The sequence below is a fragment of the Streptomyces lasalocidi genome (assembly GCF_005280215.1).
Classification (GTDB): Bacteria; Actinomycetota; Actinomycetes; order Streptomycetales; family Streptomycetaceae; genus Streptomyces; species Streptomyces longwoodensis.
The window spans coordinates 6,443,418-6,459,608 of record NZ_SZNQ01000001.1 but is presented as its reverse complement, the minus strand read 5'-3'; the positions used below and the strand labels follow the sequence as shown (position 1 = coordinate 6,459,608).

The following is a 16,191-nucleotide window of genomic DNA, read 5'->3' as shown; positions in this document are numbered from 1 at the left end:
CAGGAACTCAACGTACAGTGAACTCAACAGTGGATGAGTTTTCCACCCGCCCGAGCGCCCGGCAACCCCCCAGGCAGCAGCCCCCACAGGCGTCCCGGCACCCCCGCAGGGGGCCGACCTGGCCCGGGAGGCCCCTTGTTCGGGTGTCGATCCGCGTGCAAAACTCATCAGCAGTTGAGTTCTTTGCTCGGTGAATTAATTCAACGCTCAACGCTCTAGGAGCTGCCGTGACCGCGCATCAACTGGAATCCTTACAGGCCACCGCCTTCGCCGGGATCGCCGTCATCCTGGTCACGGGCACCCTCCTCGCCCGGCTCTCGCGGCGCATACGCCAGCCCGCGGTGATCGGCGAGATCACCGCGGGCATCCTGCTCGGGCCGAGCCTGCTCGGACTGCTGCCGGGCGACCTGACGCACCGTCTGTTTCCCAACGAGGTACGCCCGTTGCTCTCGACCGTGGCCCAGATCGGGCTGCTGCTGTTCATGTTCACCATCGGCTGGGAACTGGACGGCGCCACCATGGGCCGCAACAAGCGCTCGGTGGCCGGGGTCACCGCGGGCAGCATCCTCACCCCGCTGGCCCTCGGCATGGGCGTCGCCGCGCTGCTCTACCACAACCACTCCGTGGTCGGCGGCGACGAGGTGCCCTGGTTCTCCTTCGTCCTCTACCTGGGCGTCAGCATGTCCATCACCGCCTTCCCGGTGCTGGCCCGCATCCTGAAGGACAACAACCTCAGCCGCACGAAGATCGGCGCGCTCGCCCTCACCAGCGCCGCGTTCGGCGACGTGCTCGCCTGGTGCCTGCTGGCCGGGGTGGTCGCGATCGTCACCGCGTCCGGGCCCACCGGGTTCACCGACACCCTCTGGATGTCCGCCGGGTACGGCGCCGCGATGATCTGCGTGGTCCGGCCGCTACTCGCCCGGGCCGTCCTCTGGATCGCCCGCCGGGGCTCCGGCGCCCAGCTGGCCGCGCTGGTCACCGCCGGACTGCTGCTGTCCGCCTACACCACCTCGAAGATCGGCATCCACCCCATCTTCGGCGCGTTCGCCTTCGGCCTGGTCATGCCGCGCACACCGCAGGCGATGCTCCAGGAACGCATGCTGCGCCCGCTGGAGCACGCCGGGGAGCTGCTGCTGCCGGTGTACTTCATCATCACCGGCCTGTCGGTGGACGTCGCCGGCGTCTCCGCGACCGGCTGGCTGGAACTGGCCCTGATCCTGGCCGCGTCCATCCTCGGCAAGGTCCTGGGCGCCGGGCTGCCGGCCCGCTCCTTCGGGCTGACCTGGCGCGAGGCGACCGGGGTGGGCGTGCTGATGAACACCCGGGGCCTGACCGAACTGATCATCCTGGGCGTCGGACTGAACCTCGGCGTGCTCGACGACAGCCTGTTCACCGAGATGGTCCTGATGGCCCTGATCACCACGGCGATGACCGGGCCCCTGCTGCCCTACCTCTTCCCGCGGGCGCGCATCGACCTGGTCCAGGCGCCCGCCCAGGACAAGCCCGTCGTCCGGTTCGCCGGCAAGGCCCCGGACCAGGCGCCCGACCTCGCCGGCTGACACCGGCCGGGGCGGGGTCAGCCGGCCGGCCGGCCGGTTCCCCCACTCCCGCTTCCCGCCACCCGCGACCCGGCGCGGGAAGCGACGTACAGACAAGGAGATGGCCCAGGTGCACCCCGTCATCAGCACGTTGTCCCGAGTCTTCGACATGCCCTCGGAGTTCATCGGGGACGAGTTGCAGCTACGCACCGTCAACAGCTGGGACGACCTCACGGCCGTGGAACTCCAGGTCCACCTGGAGCACGAGCTGGGGACCACGCTGGACGACCGGCTGATCGAGCGCATCGAGTCCGTGGGCCAACTACGCGCGTTCTACGACGAACGCCTCGCCGAACTGTCCGGGCTGAAGGCCCCCGAGGACGTCTCCTCGCTCGTCCCCGCCCTGCCCGCCCCGCCCGCCGAGCAGGCCCCCGCACCACCCGAGGCCGTGTCGGAGCTGGTGGTCGGCGAGACGGGCATCTCCGAGGTCGACCCCGTGCGCGGCCGGCTGGCCTACCGGGGCTACCCCATCGAGGAGTTGCTCGGCCGTACCACCTACGAGGAGGTCGTCCACCTGCTGCTGCGCGGCTGGCTGCCGGACGCCGAGGAGCTGGCCGCCTTCCGGGCCCGGCTCGCCGCGGCCCGCGACCTGCCCGTCGCGGTCGCCGCGAACCTCACGGCGAACGCGGCCTCCTCCCCCTCGTCGGTCCTGCGCACCGCCGTCTCCGCACTCGCCGTGGCCGCCGAGGCCGACGCCGACCCGGCCGCCCACATCGGCCTCGGGGAGCGGCTGATCGCCCGCATCCCCACGATCTTCGCCACCCAGCAGGCGGCCCGGTCCCGGCGCCCGCTGCCCCGGCCCCGCCCGGACCTCAGCCACGCCGAGAACATCCTGCACCTGCTGGGCCTGGACCGGGACCCGGAGCGGGTGCGGCTGGTCGACCTGTGCCTGATCCTCCAGGCCGAACACGGCTGCAACGCCTCGGCGTTCGCCGCCCGAGTCGCGGCCGGCACCGGCGCCGACACCTTCGCCACCATCACCGTCGCGCTCGCCACGTTCACCGGGCCGCTGCACGGCGGCGCCGCCCACCAGGTGATCGACCTGGCGAGCGGCGACACCAACCCGCAGACAGCGGCCGCCTACCTGCGCGGCCGGGTCGAAGCCGCCGCGGCCCGCCGCCCGGTGCCCTACGCCGAGGAGGACCCCCGGGTGCGGCCGCTGCGCGACGCGGCCCGGCGCTTCCGCGGCGACCCCGGCAGCGACCACGTGCTGCAGGTGCTGGACGCCGTGCGGACCGCCGCCCACCCCTCCAAGGGGCCCCGCCCCTACCTGACCGTGGACTGCTACGCGGCCGCGATCTACCACATGCTCGGCATGCCCTCCGACCTGTTCGTCCCCATGTTCGCGGCGGCCCGGGTGGCGGGCTGGCTCGCGCACGCCGAGGAGCAGCGCGCCCAGCAGGGCCGCATCCACCCCCGGCTGCGCTACGTCGGCCCGCGCAACCTGCGCCACGTGCCCGAGCAGCACTGACCCGTTGAGGTGAGGCGGGGACGGCCCCGCGCACCGCCCGACCCGGGAGGGCGTCCCCTTCCCCGTATCCCAGGAGCACACGTGGAGTTCGGCTGGAGTGACGGGCAACAGGCCCGCTACGACGAGGTGTTGGAGGCGACGCGGGCGGCCTTCCCGGACCCGCCCGGCGCCGGCTTCTACGACCGCAAGGACTGGCTGGCGCTCGGCGAGATCGGCGTGCTGGGCGCGCCGCTGCCGCAGGAGTACGGCGGTGGGGGCCTGGGCGCCCTGGACACCGCGCGCGTCGTGGAGGCGGTGGGCCGCGGCTGCCCGGACACCGGCCTGGTGTTCGCCGCCGGTGCGCACACCTTCGCCTGCGCCATGCCGGTCGTCGCCTTCGGCACGGACGCCGTACGGCGCCGGCTGCTGCCGGGCCTGGCCTCGGGCCGGCTGATCGCGGGCAACGCGATGACCGAGCCGGAGGCCGGTTCCGACTCCTCCGCGCTGTCCACGACCGCGACCCGCACGGACGGCGGCTGGCTGCTCAACGGCACCAAGAGCTTCGTCACCAACGGACCCGCCTCCGACGTGTACGTCACCTACGCGACCGTCAACCCCAAGGCCGGGTTCCTCGGCGTCACCGGCTTCGTCGTCGACCGGACGGCCCAGGGCGTCGTCGTGGGCCGCCCCTACGACAAGATGGGCATGCACTCCGTGCCCGCCGGGGCGGTCACCTTCGAGGACTGCTTCGTCCCCGACGAGCAGGTGCTCGGCGCGGTCGGCGGCGGCGCCGCGATCTTCCAGCACTCCATGGGCTGGGAGCGGGCCTGTCTGTTCGCCCTCTACGTCGGCCTGCTGGACCGGCTGCTCGGGCAGTGCGTCGACCACGCGCGCTCCCGCAGGCAGTTCGGGCGTCGCATCGGCGACTTCCAGGCGGTCTCGCACCGGATCGCCGACATCACACTGCGCCTGGAGAGCGCCCGGCTGCTGCTGTACCGGGCCTGCTGGTCGATGGACCGGGGCGAGCCGTCCGTGCTCGAGGTCGCCCTGTCGAAGCTCGCCGTCTCCGAGGGCGTGCTGGCGTCGGCCACCGACGCCGTGCGGATCTTCGGCGGGCGGGGCTACCTGCGCGAGGACGGCATCGAGGCCGCCCTGCGCGACGCGGTGCCCAGCACGATCTTCTCCGGGACCTCCGACATCCAACGCCAACTCATCGTGAAGGAGATGGGACTGTGAGGCTCCACCAGCTCGTCATCGACTCCGCCCGGCGCGCCCCGGACGCGCCGGCCGTCCGCTCGGCCCAGGGCGTCGCCAGCTACCGGGAGCTGGACGAACTCGCCGACCGCTACGCCGCCGCCCTGCACCGCCGCGGGGTCCGCCCCGGCGACCGGGTCGTGCTGTGGACGCACAAGACACTGGACGCCATCGCCCTGATGCAGGGCGCGCTGCGCGTCGGCGCGGTGTACGTCCCGGTCAGCGCCAACAATCCCGCCGCACGCGTGCGCCGCATCGCGGCGGGCTGCTCCCCGGCGCTGGTGGTCGCCGACGCCGACGGCATCCGGCGGGCCGGCGGGTCCGGCTGGGAGGCGGACCTGCCGCTGGCCGCGTTCGACACCGTCCGCGAGGAGGCACCCGCCTCGGCGGCGCCGCCCGTGCACGCCGGCGAGCCCGACGACCCGGCGTACATCCTCTACACCTCCGGCTCGACCGGGGAGCCGAAGGGCGTGTGCATCAGCCACCGCAACGCCCTCGCCTTCATCACCTGGGCGGTCGCCGAGGTGGGCGTGACCGCCACGGACCGACTGTCCAACCACGCCCCGTTCAACTTCGACCTGTCCGTCTTCGACCTGTACGCCGCCTTCCACGCGGGCGCGTCCGTGGTGCTGGTCCCGGAGGGCCTGGCCTACGACCCGCCGCAGCTGGTCGCGCTGTTGCAGCGGGAGCGGATCAGCGTCTGGTACTCCGTGCCGTCCGCGCTGATCCTGATGATGCAGCGCGGTGACCTGCTGGCCGGCGATCCGCCCGAGGCGCTGCGGGTGTGCGTCTTCGCCGGGGAGCCGTTCCCGGTCCAGCAGGTGCACGAACTGCGCAAGGCGTGGCCGGACGTGCGGATGTTCAACTGGTACGGCCCCACCGAGACCAATGTGTGCACCAGTTACGAGGTCACTGACCGCGACCTCGGCAGCACCCGTCCGCTGCCGATCGGCGCCCCGGCCTCCGGCGACCGGATACGGCTGCACCCGCCGCGCGCCCGCGAGGGCGAGATCGTGGTGAGCGGCCCGACCGTGATGCTCGGCTACTGGGGCCGCGAGCCGCAGAAGGGCGCCTACTTCACCGGTGACATCGGCCGGATGGGTCCGGACGGGATGCTGGAGTACGTGGGCCGGCGCGACCACATGGTCAAGGTGCGCGGCCACCGCATCGAACTCGGCGACATCGAGGCCGTGGTGAGCGCCCACCCGAAGGTCGCCGCCGCGGCCTGCGTGGTGGTGGGCGACGGCCTGGACGCCAAGATCCACGCGGTGGTGGTGCCCGAGGGACCGAGCGGCCCGGGACTGCTGGACCTCAAGCGGGACTGCGCGGACCGGCTGCCGCTGTACATGGTGGTCGACGCGGTGCACACCGTCCCCGAGCTGCCGCTGACGGCCAACGGCAAGACGGACCGTCCGGCCCTCGTCGAACGCATCACGAGCGTCGGGTGAGGTGCCGTGCCCACGGCGCCCGCCCTCTCCGTCCGCGACCCCCTGGCCCGACTCGGCCTGACCCGTGAGGATCCTGTGATGTCCGACCGACACCAGCCCGTCGAAACCCTGTTGGACCAGGTGGACCTGTCGACGTTCCGCTCCGTGATGGGCTCGCTGCCCACCGGGGTGAGCGTCGTCACCAGCGTGACGGCCGACGGCCAGCCGCGCGGCCTGACCTGCAGCGCGGTGTGCAGCGTCTCGGCGTCGCCGCCGCTGCTGCTGGTCTGCGTGAAGCAGCCCAGCGCCACCCTGGAGGCCATCCACGAGAGTTCGGCCTTCGCGGTGAACTTCCTGTCCTCCGGCATGGAGGACACCGCCCGCACCTTCGCCTCGCCGGTGCCCGAGCGCTTCTCGGACGTGCCGTGGAGCCCCGGCAAGCGCACGGGCGCGCCGATCCTGCCCGCCACCGTCGCGCACGCCGAGTGCGTGCTGACGAGCAGTCACCTGGCGGGTGACCACCAGATCCTGGTCGGCCGCCTGGTCCACGGCGACGTGAGTCCGGCCCGCACGCCGCTGGCGTACTGGCGGGCGCAGTTCTCCGAGGTGCAGCCGGCCGCCTGAACGCCCCGCCGGCCCGGTGGGCCCGGGTGACCGTTCCCCCTCCCCCGGCACGGCGCCGCCCCCGGTCCCCGCGGTTGCGGGGACCGGGAGCGGCGTGCGACGTCGCGCGGAGTCGCGGGGTGGGCCGTACCGGTGTCTCAGGCGCCCGGGAGCAGGCCGGTGCGGGCCACCTCGGCGTACCAGCGGGCGCTGGCCTTGGGGATGCGTGTGCCGGTCGGGTAGTCGACGTACACCGCGCCGAAGCGCTTGCTGTAGCCGTGGGCCCATTCGAAGTTGTCCAGCAGGGACCACAGGAAGTAGCCGCGCACGTCCGACCCGTCCTGGATCGCCCGGTGGACGGCTGCCAGGTGCCCGCGGACGTAGGCGATCCGGGCGGGGTCGTTGACCCGGCCCTCGGGGTCGGCGTAGTCGTCGAACGCGGCGCCGTTCTCGGTGATGACCAGCGGCAGGCGCGGGAAGTCGGCGGTGAGCCGGCGCAGCAGGTCGTACAGGCCGCTGGGGTCGACGGCCCATCCCATCGCGGTGGTCTCGCCGGGCGGCTGGTGGAAGGCGACCCGGTCGGCTGCCGGCCAGGGGCTGTGGGCGCTGTTGCCGTGTCCGTCGGAGGTGTGGGTGCCGCTGCCGTCGGCCTCGGAGACCACGGTCGGCGTGTAGTAGTTGACGCCGAGGAAGTCCAGCGGCTGGTGGATCCGGGCGAGGTCGCCGTCCTGGACGAAGGACCAGTCGGTGAGTGCGGCGGTGTCCTTGAACAGGTCCTCCGGGTAGGCGCCGGTCAGCATCGGGCCCGTGAACACCCGGTTGGCGAGGGCGTCGATCCGGCGGACCGCGTCCGCGTCGCCTTCCGACGCGGTGAGCGGGCGGACGTGGTGGACGTTGAGGGTGACCGAGACCTGGGTGTCGGCGCCGAGGCGGTCGCGCAGCGCCTGGGTCGCCAGGCCGTGGGCGAGGTTGAGGTGGTGCGCCGCGCGCAGGGCGTCGACCGGGTCGGTGCGGCCGGGGGCGTGCACTCCGGAGCCGTAGCCGAGGAAGGCGCTGCACCAGGGTTCGTTGAGCGTGGTCCAGGTCTTCACCCGGTCGCCGAGGGCGTCCGCGGCGAGGGCCGCGTACTCGGCGAAGCGTTCGGCCGTGGCGCGCTCGGGCCAGCCGCCGGCGTCCTCCAGTTCCTGCGGGAGGTCCCAGTGGTAGAGGGTGGCGACGGGCTGGATGCCGTGGTCGAGCAGGTCGTCGACGAGGCGCCGGTAGAAGTCGAGGCCCTTCTGCGCGGCGGGCCCGCGGCCGGTGGGCCGGATGCGGGGCCAGGCGAGGGAGAAGCGGTAGGCACCCAGGCCGAGTTCGGCCATGAGGGCGACGTCCTCGCTGCGGCGGTGGTAGTGGTCGGTGGCGGTGTCGCCGGTGTCGCCGTTGCGGACCCGGCCCGGGGTGCGGGCGTAGGTGTCCCAGATGGAGGGCGTCCTGCCGTCCTCGGCGGCCGCCCCCTCGATCTGGTAGGAGGCGGTGGCGGAGCCCCAGAGGAAGCCCTTGGGGAAAGCGCGGGCGGCGTCCGGGGCGGACGCGGTCTGCTGTGCTGCGGTGACCACGTGTGTCCTTTCGAGGTGTGATGGCGTGGGACGGGGCGCGGGCGATCCGGGGGGGGGAGGGCTTCGGACGGCCCGACGGAACGGCACGCGACCCGACTTGGGCGGGGGCGTGGCGGTCAGCCCTTGACGGCGCCCGCCATGATGCCGCTGACGATCTGGCGGCCGAAGACGACGAACATCGCCAGCAGCGGCAGGGTGCCGAGCAGGGCGCCGGCCATGATCAGCGACTGGTCGCGGACGTACCCCGCGCTGAGCTGGGTGAGGGCGACCGGGACGGTCGGGTTGGTCATGTCGAGCACCACGAACGGCCAGAAGAAGTCGTTCCAGGCGTGCACGAACGTGATCATGAACAGGACGGCCATCGCGGGGCGGGCGACGGGCAGCACGATGCTGAAGAAGATCCGCAGCGAGTGCGCCCCGTCCACGCGTCCGGCCTCGACGAGTTCGTCCGGCAGCGCCTCGGACAGGTACTGCCGCATGAAGAACACGCCCACCGCGCTCACCAGGGTCGGGAAGATGACGGCGGGCAGCTGCTGGGACCAGCCGAGCTCGGCCATCATCATGAACAGCGGTACGACGCCGAGCTGCGGCGGCACGAGCATGGTGCCGATGACCAGCATGAGCAGGGCGTTGCGCCCCTTGAACCGCAGTTTGGCGAAGGCGAACCCGGCGAGCGTCGCGAACAGCACGGTGGACAGGGCGATCACCCCGGCCACGATGAGGCTGTTGACCATGGCCTTGCCCATCGCCGCCTCGTCCCAGGCGCGGGCGAGGTTGTTGAACAGGTTCGGGCCCGGCAGGAACGGCGGCGGGGTCTGGCTGACACGGGTGTTGTCGGTCGAGGCGGCCACCATCGTCCAGTACAGCGGGAAGATCGACAGCACCGCCATGACGACGAGCAGGACGTAGGTGAGGGGGCCGGCGTGGTGCTGGCGGCCGGCGCGCTGGCGCAGCAGCCGGCGGCCGCTTAGGGGAGCCGCCTTCCCCGCTGAGGCCGGGCCCGCGGTGGCGTTCTGTGCCGGGAGACTGTGCAGGGTCATGGGGACTCCTGGTCAGGACGTACGGGAGCGGACGCGCTGGACGACGCGCTGCACGAGGAAGACGAGCAGGAGCAGCAGGAACATGGCCCAGGCGACGGTCGCCGAGCGGCCCATCTGGTAGTTCTTCCAGCCCTCCTCGTACAGCAGCAGTCCCAGGGTCTGGTACTGGTTGTCCGCGCCGCCGGTCACGCCGTTGGGTCCCTGGCCGAAGATCAGCGGCTCACCGAACAGCTGCGTGGCGCCGATCGTGGAGAGAACGATGGTGAAGACGATCGTGGAGCGGATCCCGGGGACCGTGACGTGGGTGAACTGCTGCCACCGGGAGGCGCCGTCGAGTGAGGCGGCTTCGTAGCGGTCGGCCGGGATGGCCTGCATGGCGGCGAGGTAGAGCAGGGCGTTGTAACCGGTCCAGCGCCAGATCACGATGGTGGAGATGGCCACCTGGGCGGGCCACTTGTCGGCCTCCCAGTCCACGTGGTCGATCCCGACCGAGCCGAGCGCCCAGTTGATCATGCCGAAGTCGCGCTCGAAGAGCATGGTGAACACGAGGGCGGCCGCGGCGACCGAGGTCGCGTAGGGCACGAGTGAGGCGACGCGGAAGAACAGCGAGGCGCGCATGCGGTAGTTGAGCAGGTGGGCCAGCCCGAGGGCCATCAGCAACTGCGGCACGGTGGAGATGACGCCGATGGTGATCGTGTTCTGCAGCGCGTTCCAGAAGCGGGAATCGCCCCAGAGTTCCACGTAGTTGTCGAAGGCCACCCACTGCATGACGTCGAGGGTGGCCAGCTCCACGTCGTGCAGGGAGATCCAGAACGTGTAGACGAGCGGGTAGAAGCTGAACGCGGCGAAGACCACGAAGAACGGCGCGACGAAGGCGTACGGGGCGCCCTTGAGGTCGAGCCGGTGCAGGAGCGCGCCGCGCCGCCGGGCGGTGCGTCGCTCCGGGGGCGGCCCGGCGGGCTCGTCCCCGGTCAGGGCCTGGGTGGTGGAGGTGGCCACCGGAGTTCCTTCCTGGGAGCGGACGGGTGAGCCGGCCGTCCGGGCCCGCCCGTGGCGGGCGGATCCGGACGGCCACGGGGGCAGGGGTCAGCCGACCGCCTTCTCGATGCGCTCCGCGGTGGTCCGCCACGCCTTGTCCCGGGCCGTGCCCTGCTGCTCGATCAGCGTCAGTCCCTGGGAGAAGGTGTCCTTGATCGTGCCGTCCTTGCGGCCCAGCACCTGCTTGTCGGGGATCTCCTGGGCCGCCGCGCCGAAGATCTGGCCGATGGGCGCGCCGCTGAAGTACGCGGACGTGGCGTTCTTGACCTCGGGGCTGTCCAGCGCCTGGCGCGAGGAGGGGATGTTGCCGATCTCCTTGAAGACGTGCGCCTGCTGCTCGGGGGCGGTCAGCCAGGCGACGAGCTTCTTGGCCTCCTCCTTGACCGGGCTCTGCTCGACGACGCCGAGGAAGGACCCGCCCCAGTTCGCGCCCTTGGGGGCCTTGGCCACGTCCCACTTGCCCTTGTTCGCCGGTCCGGCCTTCTCGCTGATGTGGCTCAGCATCCAGGCCGGGCACACGGCCGTGGCGAACGTGCCATTGGCCAGCCCCGGGTCCCAACCCGGCTGGAACTGACGGAGCTTTGCCGTCAGGCCGTCCTCCGCCGCGTCGGCGGCGAGGCCCCACGCCTCCTTGACGGCCGGGTTGCTGTCGTAGATCAGCTCACCCTTCTCGTCGTAGAACTGCTCGGGGCTGCCGTAGATCATGGCGTTGAACAGGCCGCTGGCCGCGTCCATGTAGGCGACCTTCCCGCCCTTGTAGTCCTTCTTGAAGGTGCGGCCCACCTCGACGTACTTCTTCCAGTCGCCTTCCCAGAGCTTCGCGACCTGGTCGCGCTCGGTGGGCAGGCCGGCCTTCGCGAAGTAGTCCTTGCGGTAGCAGACGGCCATCGGCCCGATGTCGGTGCCGAGGCCCAGCACCTTGCCGTCGGCGGTGGTGATCTGGGACTCCTTCCACGGCAGGAAGTGGTCCAGGCCCGGCACCTTGCTGAAGTCGGCGAACTTGTCCGACTGGGTGTCGGTGATCTCCTTGGCCCGGCCGACCTCGATGCCCTGGATGTCCTTCAAGCCCTTGCCGGCGGCGAGTCTGGTCTGCAGGGCGGTGTAGTACGTCTGCTCGTCACCGGCGATCTCGGCCTTGATCTCGACCCCGGGGTTCTCCTTCTCGTACTGCTCGAGGAGGCCGGTCTCCTTCAGGCCCATCACGCCGTACAGGCCCATGGTGATGGTGACCTTGCCGTCCTTCTTGCCGCCGCCGGTGGCGGAGTCGTCGCTGCCGCCGCAGCCGACCACGAGCGCCAGCGCGCCGACCGCCGCGGCCGCCGCCACCGCCCTCCTGCGCAACGAACCGGAAGTGGTCATGGGTCTCCTCCTAGCGACGGCACCGAACCGCCGACGGCGACGGGTCCCGCACGGATCACGGCAGAGCCGTGGTGATGGGTTTTGGAATGCTTTGGGGTGGTGGGAACGTGCCCACTTGTGGGTGGGCACGTTCCCACCGACGCATCGAAGACTCCTGGGGGCGGACCCGGTCTGTCAATGACTCGAACACAACTCGTCGGTCCCCCGACGGGGAGGCGCGGCCGGTCCCCTTGCCCCGGGCAGCGCCCCGGCGACGGCCGATCTGCAAGAATTGCGCAGGTCACCTCCGCGGCGGGACCTGCCGCCGCGGCGCGAGGGGGGAGCACATGACCGGCAACCGCCGTCCGACGATCAAAACGGTCGCCGCCCACGCGGGAGTGGGCCGCACGACGGTCTCCCGTGTCGTCAACGGCTCGGACCTCGTCAGTGCCGAGGCGCGCGCCCGGGTGCTCGCGGCCATCAAGGAACTCAACTACGTCCCCAACTCCGTCGCCCGCGGCCTGGTGACCAACCGCACCGACGCCGTGGCGCTCGTCATCCCCGAGTCGGAGAGCAGGCTCGGCTCGGAGCCGTTCTTCGCCGCGATCATCCGCGGCGTCAGCGGCGCGTGCGCGGAGAGCCGCACCCAGCTGCAGCTGATGCTCGTGCGGGACGAGGCCGAACGCGACCAGCTGACCGAGTCGGTGGCGACCCGCCGGGTGGACGGAGTGCTGCTGCTCTCCGTGCACTCCGGGGACCGGCTGCCGGGCATGCTGGAGGAGATGGGCCTGCCCACCGTGCTGGCCGGACGCCGTGGCGCGGACGAGCAGTTGAGCCATGTGATCGCCGACAACGCCGGCGGCGCCGCCGCGGCCGTGCGGCACCTGCTGGGCCGTGGACGGCGGCGGGTGGCGACGATCACCGGTCCCCTGGACATGGACGTCGGCCGCAGCCGGCTCGCGGGCTGGCACGCCGCGCACCGCGAGGCCGGCGTCGCCGCCCCGGACCTGCTCGTCGAGACGGGCGACTTCACCGAGGAGGGGGGTGCGCACGCGATGCGTTCGCTTCTTGAACGCGCCCCCGACCTGGACGCCGTCTTCGCCGCGTCCGACCTCATGGCGGTCGGCGCCCTGACCGAACTGCGCCGCTGGAGGAGGCGGGTGCCGGAGGACGTCGCCGTCGTCGGGTTCGAGGACTCCGTCCTCGCCCGCCACACCGACCCGCCGCTGACGACCGTGCGCCAGCCCGTGGAGGAGCTCGGCCGGACCATGGCCCGCGTCCTGACCGACATCACGCGGCACGGCGCGGACCGGCAGCGGATCACGCTGCCGACGGAGCTGGTGGTGCGGGCGTCCTCCTGACGCCTTGCGGCACCCTCATCCGGGCCCGACCCCGGCCGGAGGGACGGGCCCGGGCGTCGCGCCCTCAGACGACGGGCTGCGGCAGCCTGCGCAGCACCCCGGCGACGTAGCCCTGGAACGCCGGGTCGTCGAGCAGGAAGTGGCCGCCCGGGAGCCACTCCACGTGGACGTCGCCGTCGGCGTGGTTCTCCCAGTCGCGCAGGCCGGCGTCGTCGACCATCGGGTCGTCGGTGCCCGCGCTCACCCACAGGGGGCAGCCCAACGGCGGTCCGGGCAGCGGCGCGTAGGTCTCCGAGAGGGTGAAGTCGGCGCGCAGCACGGGGGTGAAGAGGGCGACGAGTTCGGGGTGGTCGAACAGCTGCGGCGGGGTGCCGCCGAGCCGCCGTACGCCGTCCAGGAAGGCGTCGTCGGGCAGCCCGTGCAGGTCGGGCAGGAGGGACCGCGCGGTGGGGCCGTTGCGGCCCACGAGCAGCACGGCGCGCGGCGGGCGGCCCAGCGCGCTCCAGTGGCGGGCCAGTTCGTAGGCGAAGGCGGCGCCCATGCTGTGCCCGAGCAGGACGTACGGCCGCGCGGTGTGGGCGCCGGTGGCGCGCACCAGGTCCTCCAGCACCCCGGCGAAGTCGTCCCGCACGGGCTCCCGCATCCGGGTCCCGTGCCCGGGCAACTCCAGGGCCACGGTGCGCGCGTGGGGCCCGAGCGCCTGACCGAGTCCGGTGAAGGCACGGGCGACACCGGCGGCGTGGGGGACGCAGAGGAGGGTGGGTGCGACGGGGTGGGAGGGCGAGGGTGAGGTCATGACGGTCTCCTTCGGGGCGTGAGGGGACGGGGGCGGGTCCGGCCGGTCACGGCAGCAGCCGTACGACGTCGCCGCCACCCGCAACGGCCACCGCGGCCCGGTAACCCGGGCCCACATCGAGCAGGTGCAGCCGCCACCGCCGGGGCGGACCGGGGGCATGGTGGAGCCGCACGGGACCGGAGCGGCGGGCGCCCGGGGTGACGCGCACGGCGGTCGGGTCGCCGGCCAGGCCCGTGCCCAGCGCCTTGAGGACGGCCTCCTTGCAGGTCCAGTGGGTCAGCAGGCCCTCGCACAGGGGACCGTCCCGCTCCGCTGGCCACAGCGCGGCCTCCTGGTCGGACAGCACCTGCCGGCGCAGGCCCCGCGGGTCCACGGGCCGCACCAGGCGTTCTACGTCCACGCCGACCGGGCCGTCCCGGCTCACGGCGATGAGGGCGAGCCCGTCGGTGTGGGACAGGCTGACCCGCAGCCCGGGGTCGCCGGCGACGTAGGGCTTGCCGGACGCGCCCCGACGGAAGGCGACCTGGCCGACGGGCCGACCGGAGAAGGCGGCCGTCGTGGTGCGCAGGGCGGCGTGGGCGGCGGCGTACAGCGCCCGCTGCGACGGCACGAGGTGGCGCCGGCGCTCCCGCTCGCCGTCGGTCAACAGGGCGACACAGCGCTGGAGTTCGTCGGCGTCCGACGGCTCCCGCACGACCCGGACGTGCACCTCGCCCGGCGGGGGTCCGTGTCGCTCCCGGCCCATGGGGTCCTCCCGTTCGCGTCGTCCGTCGGCCCACCGGGGCCGCCCGCTGACCTGCGACGACCGCTCCGGCCGGCCCTCGTGGCGCCCGACTCGACGCCCCCGCCGCCCAACCACCCGGCCGCTGGGGCGCCTTGGCCCCTTGACGAGTAATTCAACACTAGTAGAGTTCATCGAGCAATGACATCATCAGGCGTTGAAATCCACGAGTGCCGGGCTCTCCGCCGGCTCCCTCCCTCAACGCCCCTCCCGGAGGTACGCCGTGGCCAGTGACCGCGAAGAACTGCTCGAACAGCTCACCGAGTTCGTCCAGGAGCGCCTGCTGGCGGACCCCGGCAGCACGGAGATCAAGCCGGACACACCGCTGCTCGAGTGGGGGATCCTCACCTCGATCAACACCGCCCAGCTGCTCACGCACATCCGCGACGAGATGGGCATCAACGTCCCGCCGACCGAGCTGACCGGGACCAACTTCCAGAACCTCAACGCCATCACGGACCTGCTGCTGAGCCTGCGCTGACCCGCTGCCGGCGGCGCCGCCCCACCCACCACCACGACCCAGGAGACCACGTTGTCCGAGGCAACCGAGACCACCTACGACTACGACATCGGCATCATCGGCGGCGGCCCGGCCGGCTCGACGGCCGCCTCCTACCTCGCCAAGGCGGGCCTGTCCGTGGCGGTGTTCGAGGCAGAGACCTTTCCGCGGGAACACGTCGGCGAGTCCCTCGTGCCGGCCACCACCCCGGTGCTGCTGGAGATCGGCGCGATGGAGAAGGTGGAGGCCGCCGGCTTCCCGAAGAAGTACGGCGCCGCGTGGACCTCCGCCGAGGACCGCGACATCGACCACCTGGGCTTCCAGGGGCTCGACCACGACTTCCGCGCCGCCGAGGTGCTCTTCAGCGAGCGCGACCAGGCCGGCGTCGACCGCGACCACACCTTCCACGTGGACCGCGGCAAGTTCGACCAGATCCTGCTCCAGCACGCCGAGAGCCTGGGCGCGAAGGTCTACCACGGCATCCGCGTCAACCGCGTCGACTTCACCGACCGCGACCGCCCCGTCATCCAGGCGAAGGTCGGCAACCAGCAGCTCGGCGTCCCGGTCCGCATGGTGATCGACGCCAGCGGCCGCCGCACGATGATGGGCGGCCAGCTCAAGGTCAAGGAGCCGGACCCGGTCTTCAACCAGTACGCGGTGCACACCTGGTTCGACGACTTCGACCGCAAGGCGCTGGCCGTCAACAAGGACCAGGCGGACTACATCTTCATCCACTTCCTGCCGCTCGAGGACACCTGGGTCTGGCAGATCCCGATCACCGACACGATCACCTCGATCGGCGTGGTGACCCAGAAGGCCCGCTTCAAGGCCGCCAAGGACGACCTGGAGACCTTCTTCTGGGACACCATCGGCAGCCGCCCCGCGCTGCAGGACGCGCTGAAGAACTCGCGCCGCGTCAAGCCGTTCAAGGCCGAGGGCGACTACAGCTACGCCCTCACCAAGATCGCCGACGACTCCCTGGTGATGATCGGCGACGCCGCGCGGTTCGTCGACCCGATCTTCTCCAGCGGCGTCAGCGTCGCGCTCAACAGCGCCCGCCTCGCGACCGCCGACATCATCGCCGCCCACGAGGCCGGCGACTTCCGCAAGGAGCGCTTCGACACCTACGTCAAGACGCTGCGCGGCGCGGTGAACAACTGGTACGAGTTCATCCAGATCTACTACCGCCTGAACATCCTGTTCACGGCGTTCGTCCAGGACCCGCGCTACCGCCTGGACGTGCTGAAGATGCTCCAGGGCGACGTGTACGACGGCGAACCCGCGGCGCTGGCCAAGATGCGGGAGATCGTCGAGGTGGTGGAGAACGACCCCAACCACCTCTGGCACAAGTACCTGGGCACCCTCAAGGCCCCCTCGGCGGCAGCCAAGTTCTAGGGACCACCGTGCC

General features: G+C 72.0%; 14 protein-coding genes. 8 read left to right on the top strand and 6 right to left on the bottom strand.

The genetic code is table 11. From position 1 onward, the window contains the following. The first annotated feature begins 227 nt into the window (after positions 1 to 227). The 5 genes from E4U91_RS29185 to E4U91_RS29165 all read left to right on the top strand — a co-directional run bounded on the left by E4U91_RS29185 (position 228) and on the right by E4U91_RS29165 (position 6,353). Entirely contained in the window at positions 228 to 1,559 is a 1,332-nt protein-coding gene (locus tag E4U91_RS29185) for a cation:proton antiporter (RefSeq protein ID WP_137309564.1), read from the top strand. Between the two features lie 100 nt (positions 1,560 to 1,659). After that, positions 1,660 to 3,069 carry a citrate/2-methylcitrate synthase gene (locus tag E4U91_RS29180; protein WP_137309563.1) on the top strand — a complete coding sequence of 470 codons (1,410 nt, stop codon included), beginning with the start codon at positions 1,660 to 1,662 and terminating at the stop codon, positions 3,067 to 3,069. A gap of 81 nt (positions 3,070 to 3,150) precedes the next feature. Next, positions 3,151 to 4,284 carry an acyl-CoA dehydrogenase family protein gene (locus E4U91_RS29175; RefSeq protein ID WP_137309562.1) on the top strand — a complete coding sequence of 378 codons (1,134 nt, stop codon included), beginning with the start codon at positions 3,151 to 3,153 and terminating at the stop codon, positions 4,282 to 4,284. After that, positions 4,281 to 5,750 carry an amino acid adenylation domain-containing protein gene (locus tag E4U91_RS29170; protein WP_137309561.1) on the top strand — a complete coding sequence of 490 codons (1,470 nt, stop codon included), beginning with the start codon at positions 4,281 to 4,283 and terminating at the stop codon, positions 5,748 to 5,750. The genes E4U91_RS29175 and E4U91_RS29170 overlap by 4 nt, the downstream gene beginning before the upstream one ends. A gap of 78 nt (positions 5,751 to 5,828) precedes the next feature. Then, entirely contained in the window at positions 5,829 to 6,353 is a 525-nt protein-coding gene (locus E4U91_RS29165; protein WP_137309560.1) for a flavin reductase family protein, read from the top strand. 137 nt (positions 6,354 to 6,490) lie between these two features. Here E4U91_RS29165 and E4U91_RS29160 read toward each other — a convergent pair whose 3' ends face one another. From E4U91_RS29160 to E4U91_RS29145, 4 genes are all read right to left on the bottom strand, one after another. Further along, complete coding sequence (locus E4U91_RS29160; RefSeq protein ID WP_137309559.1) at positions 6,491 to 7,930, bottom strand: GH1 family beta-glucosidase; 1,440 nt, start codon at positions 7,928 to 7,930, stop codon at positions 6,491 to 6,493. 116 nt (positions 7,931 to 8,046) lie between these two features. Continuing rightward, entirely contained in the window at positions 8,047 to 8,970 is a 924-nt protein-coding gene (locus E4U91_RS29155; protein WP_137309558.1) for a carbohydrate ABC transporter permease, read from the bottom strand. 12 nt (positions 8,971 to 8,982) lie between these two features. After that, positions 8,983 to 9,969, bottom strand: a complete 987-nt coding sequence (locus E4U91_RS29150; RefSeq protein WP_137309557.1) for a carbohydrate ABC transporter permease — start codon at positions 9,967 to 9,969, stop codon at positions 8,983 to 8,985. 87 nt (positions 9,970 to 10,056) lie between these two features. After that, the gene (locus tag E4U91_RS29145) at positions 10,057 to 11,367 is read right to left on the bottom strand and encodes an ABC transporter substrate-binding protein (protein ID WP_137309556.1); all 1,311 of its coding nucleotides are present in this window, start codon (positions 11,365 to 11,367) and stop codon (positions 10,057 to 10,059) included. Between the two features lie 326 nt (positions 11,368 to 11,693). Here E4U91_RS29145 and E4U91_RS29140 point away from each other — a divergent pair, with 326 nt between their 5' ends. Then, on the top strand, positions 11,694 to 12,707 hold the full coding sequence (locus E4U91_RS29140) for a LacI family DNA-binding transcriptional regulator (protein WP_137309555.1): 1,014 nt from the start codon (positions 11,694 to 11,696) through the stop codon (positions 12,705 to 12,707). A gap of 64 nt (positions 12,708 to 12,771) precedes the next feature. On the opposite strand, the gene E4U91_RS29135 is transcribed toward E4U91_RS29140, so the two are convergent. Together E4U91_RS29135 and E4U91_RS29130 are read right to left on the bottom strand one after the other, a co-directional pair. Next, the gene (locus tag E4U91_RS29135; protein ID WP_168218184.1) at positions 12,772 to 13,503 is read right to left on the bottom strand and encodes a thioesterase II family protein; all 732 of its coding nucleotides are present in this window, start codon (positions 13,501 to 13,503) and stop codon (positions 12,772 to 12,774) included. A gap of 46 nt (positions 13,504 to 13,549) precedes the next feature. Further along, positions 13,550 to 14,248 (bottom strand): 4'-phosphopantetheinyl transferase family protein, encoded by a 699-nt coding sequence (locus tag E4U91_RS29130; RefSeq protein WP_168218183.1) that lies wholly within the window; start codon positions 14,246 to 14,248, stop codon positions 13,550 to 13,552. 259 nt (positions 14,249 to 14,507) lie between these two features. Between E4U91_RS29130 and E4U91_RS29125 the strand changes: the two genes are divergently transcribed. After that, a complete protein-coding gene (locus E4U91_RS29125; protein WP_241678733.1) occupies positions 14,508 to 14,765 on the top strand; it encodes an acyl carrier protein in 258 nt (85 codons plus the stop codon). A 51-nt stretch (positions 14,766 to 14,816) separates the two neighbouring features. Continuing rightward, on the top strand, positions 14,817 to 16,178 hold the full coding sequence (locus E4U91_RS29120; RefSeq protein ID WP_137309552.1) for an NAD(P)/FAD-dependent oxidoreductase: 1,362 nt from the start codon (positions 14,817 to 14,819) through the stop codon (positions 16,176 to 16,178). Positions 16,179 to 16,191 lie beyond the last annotated feature (13 nt).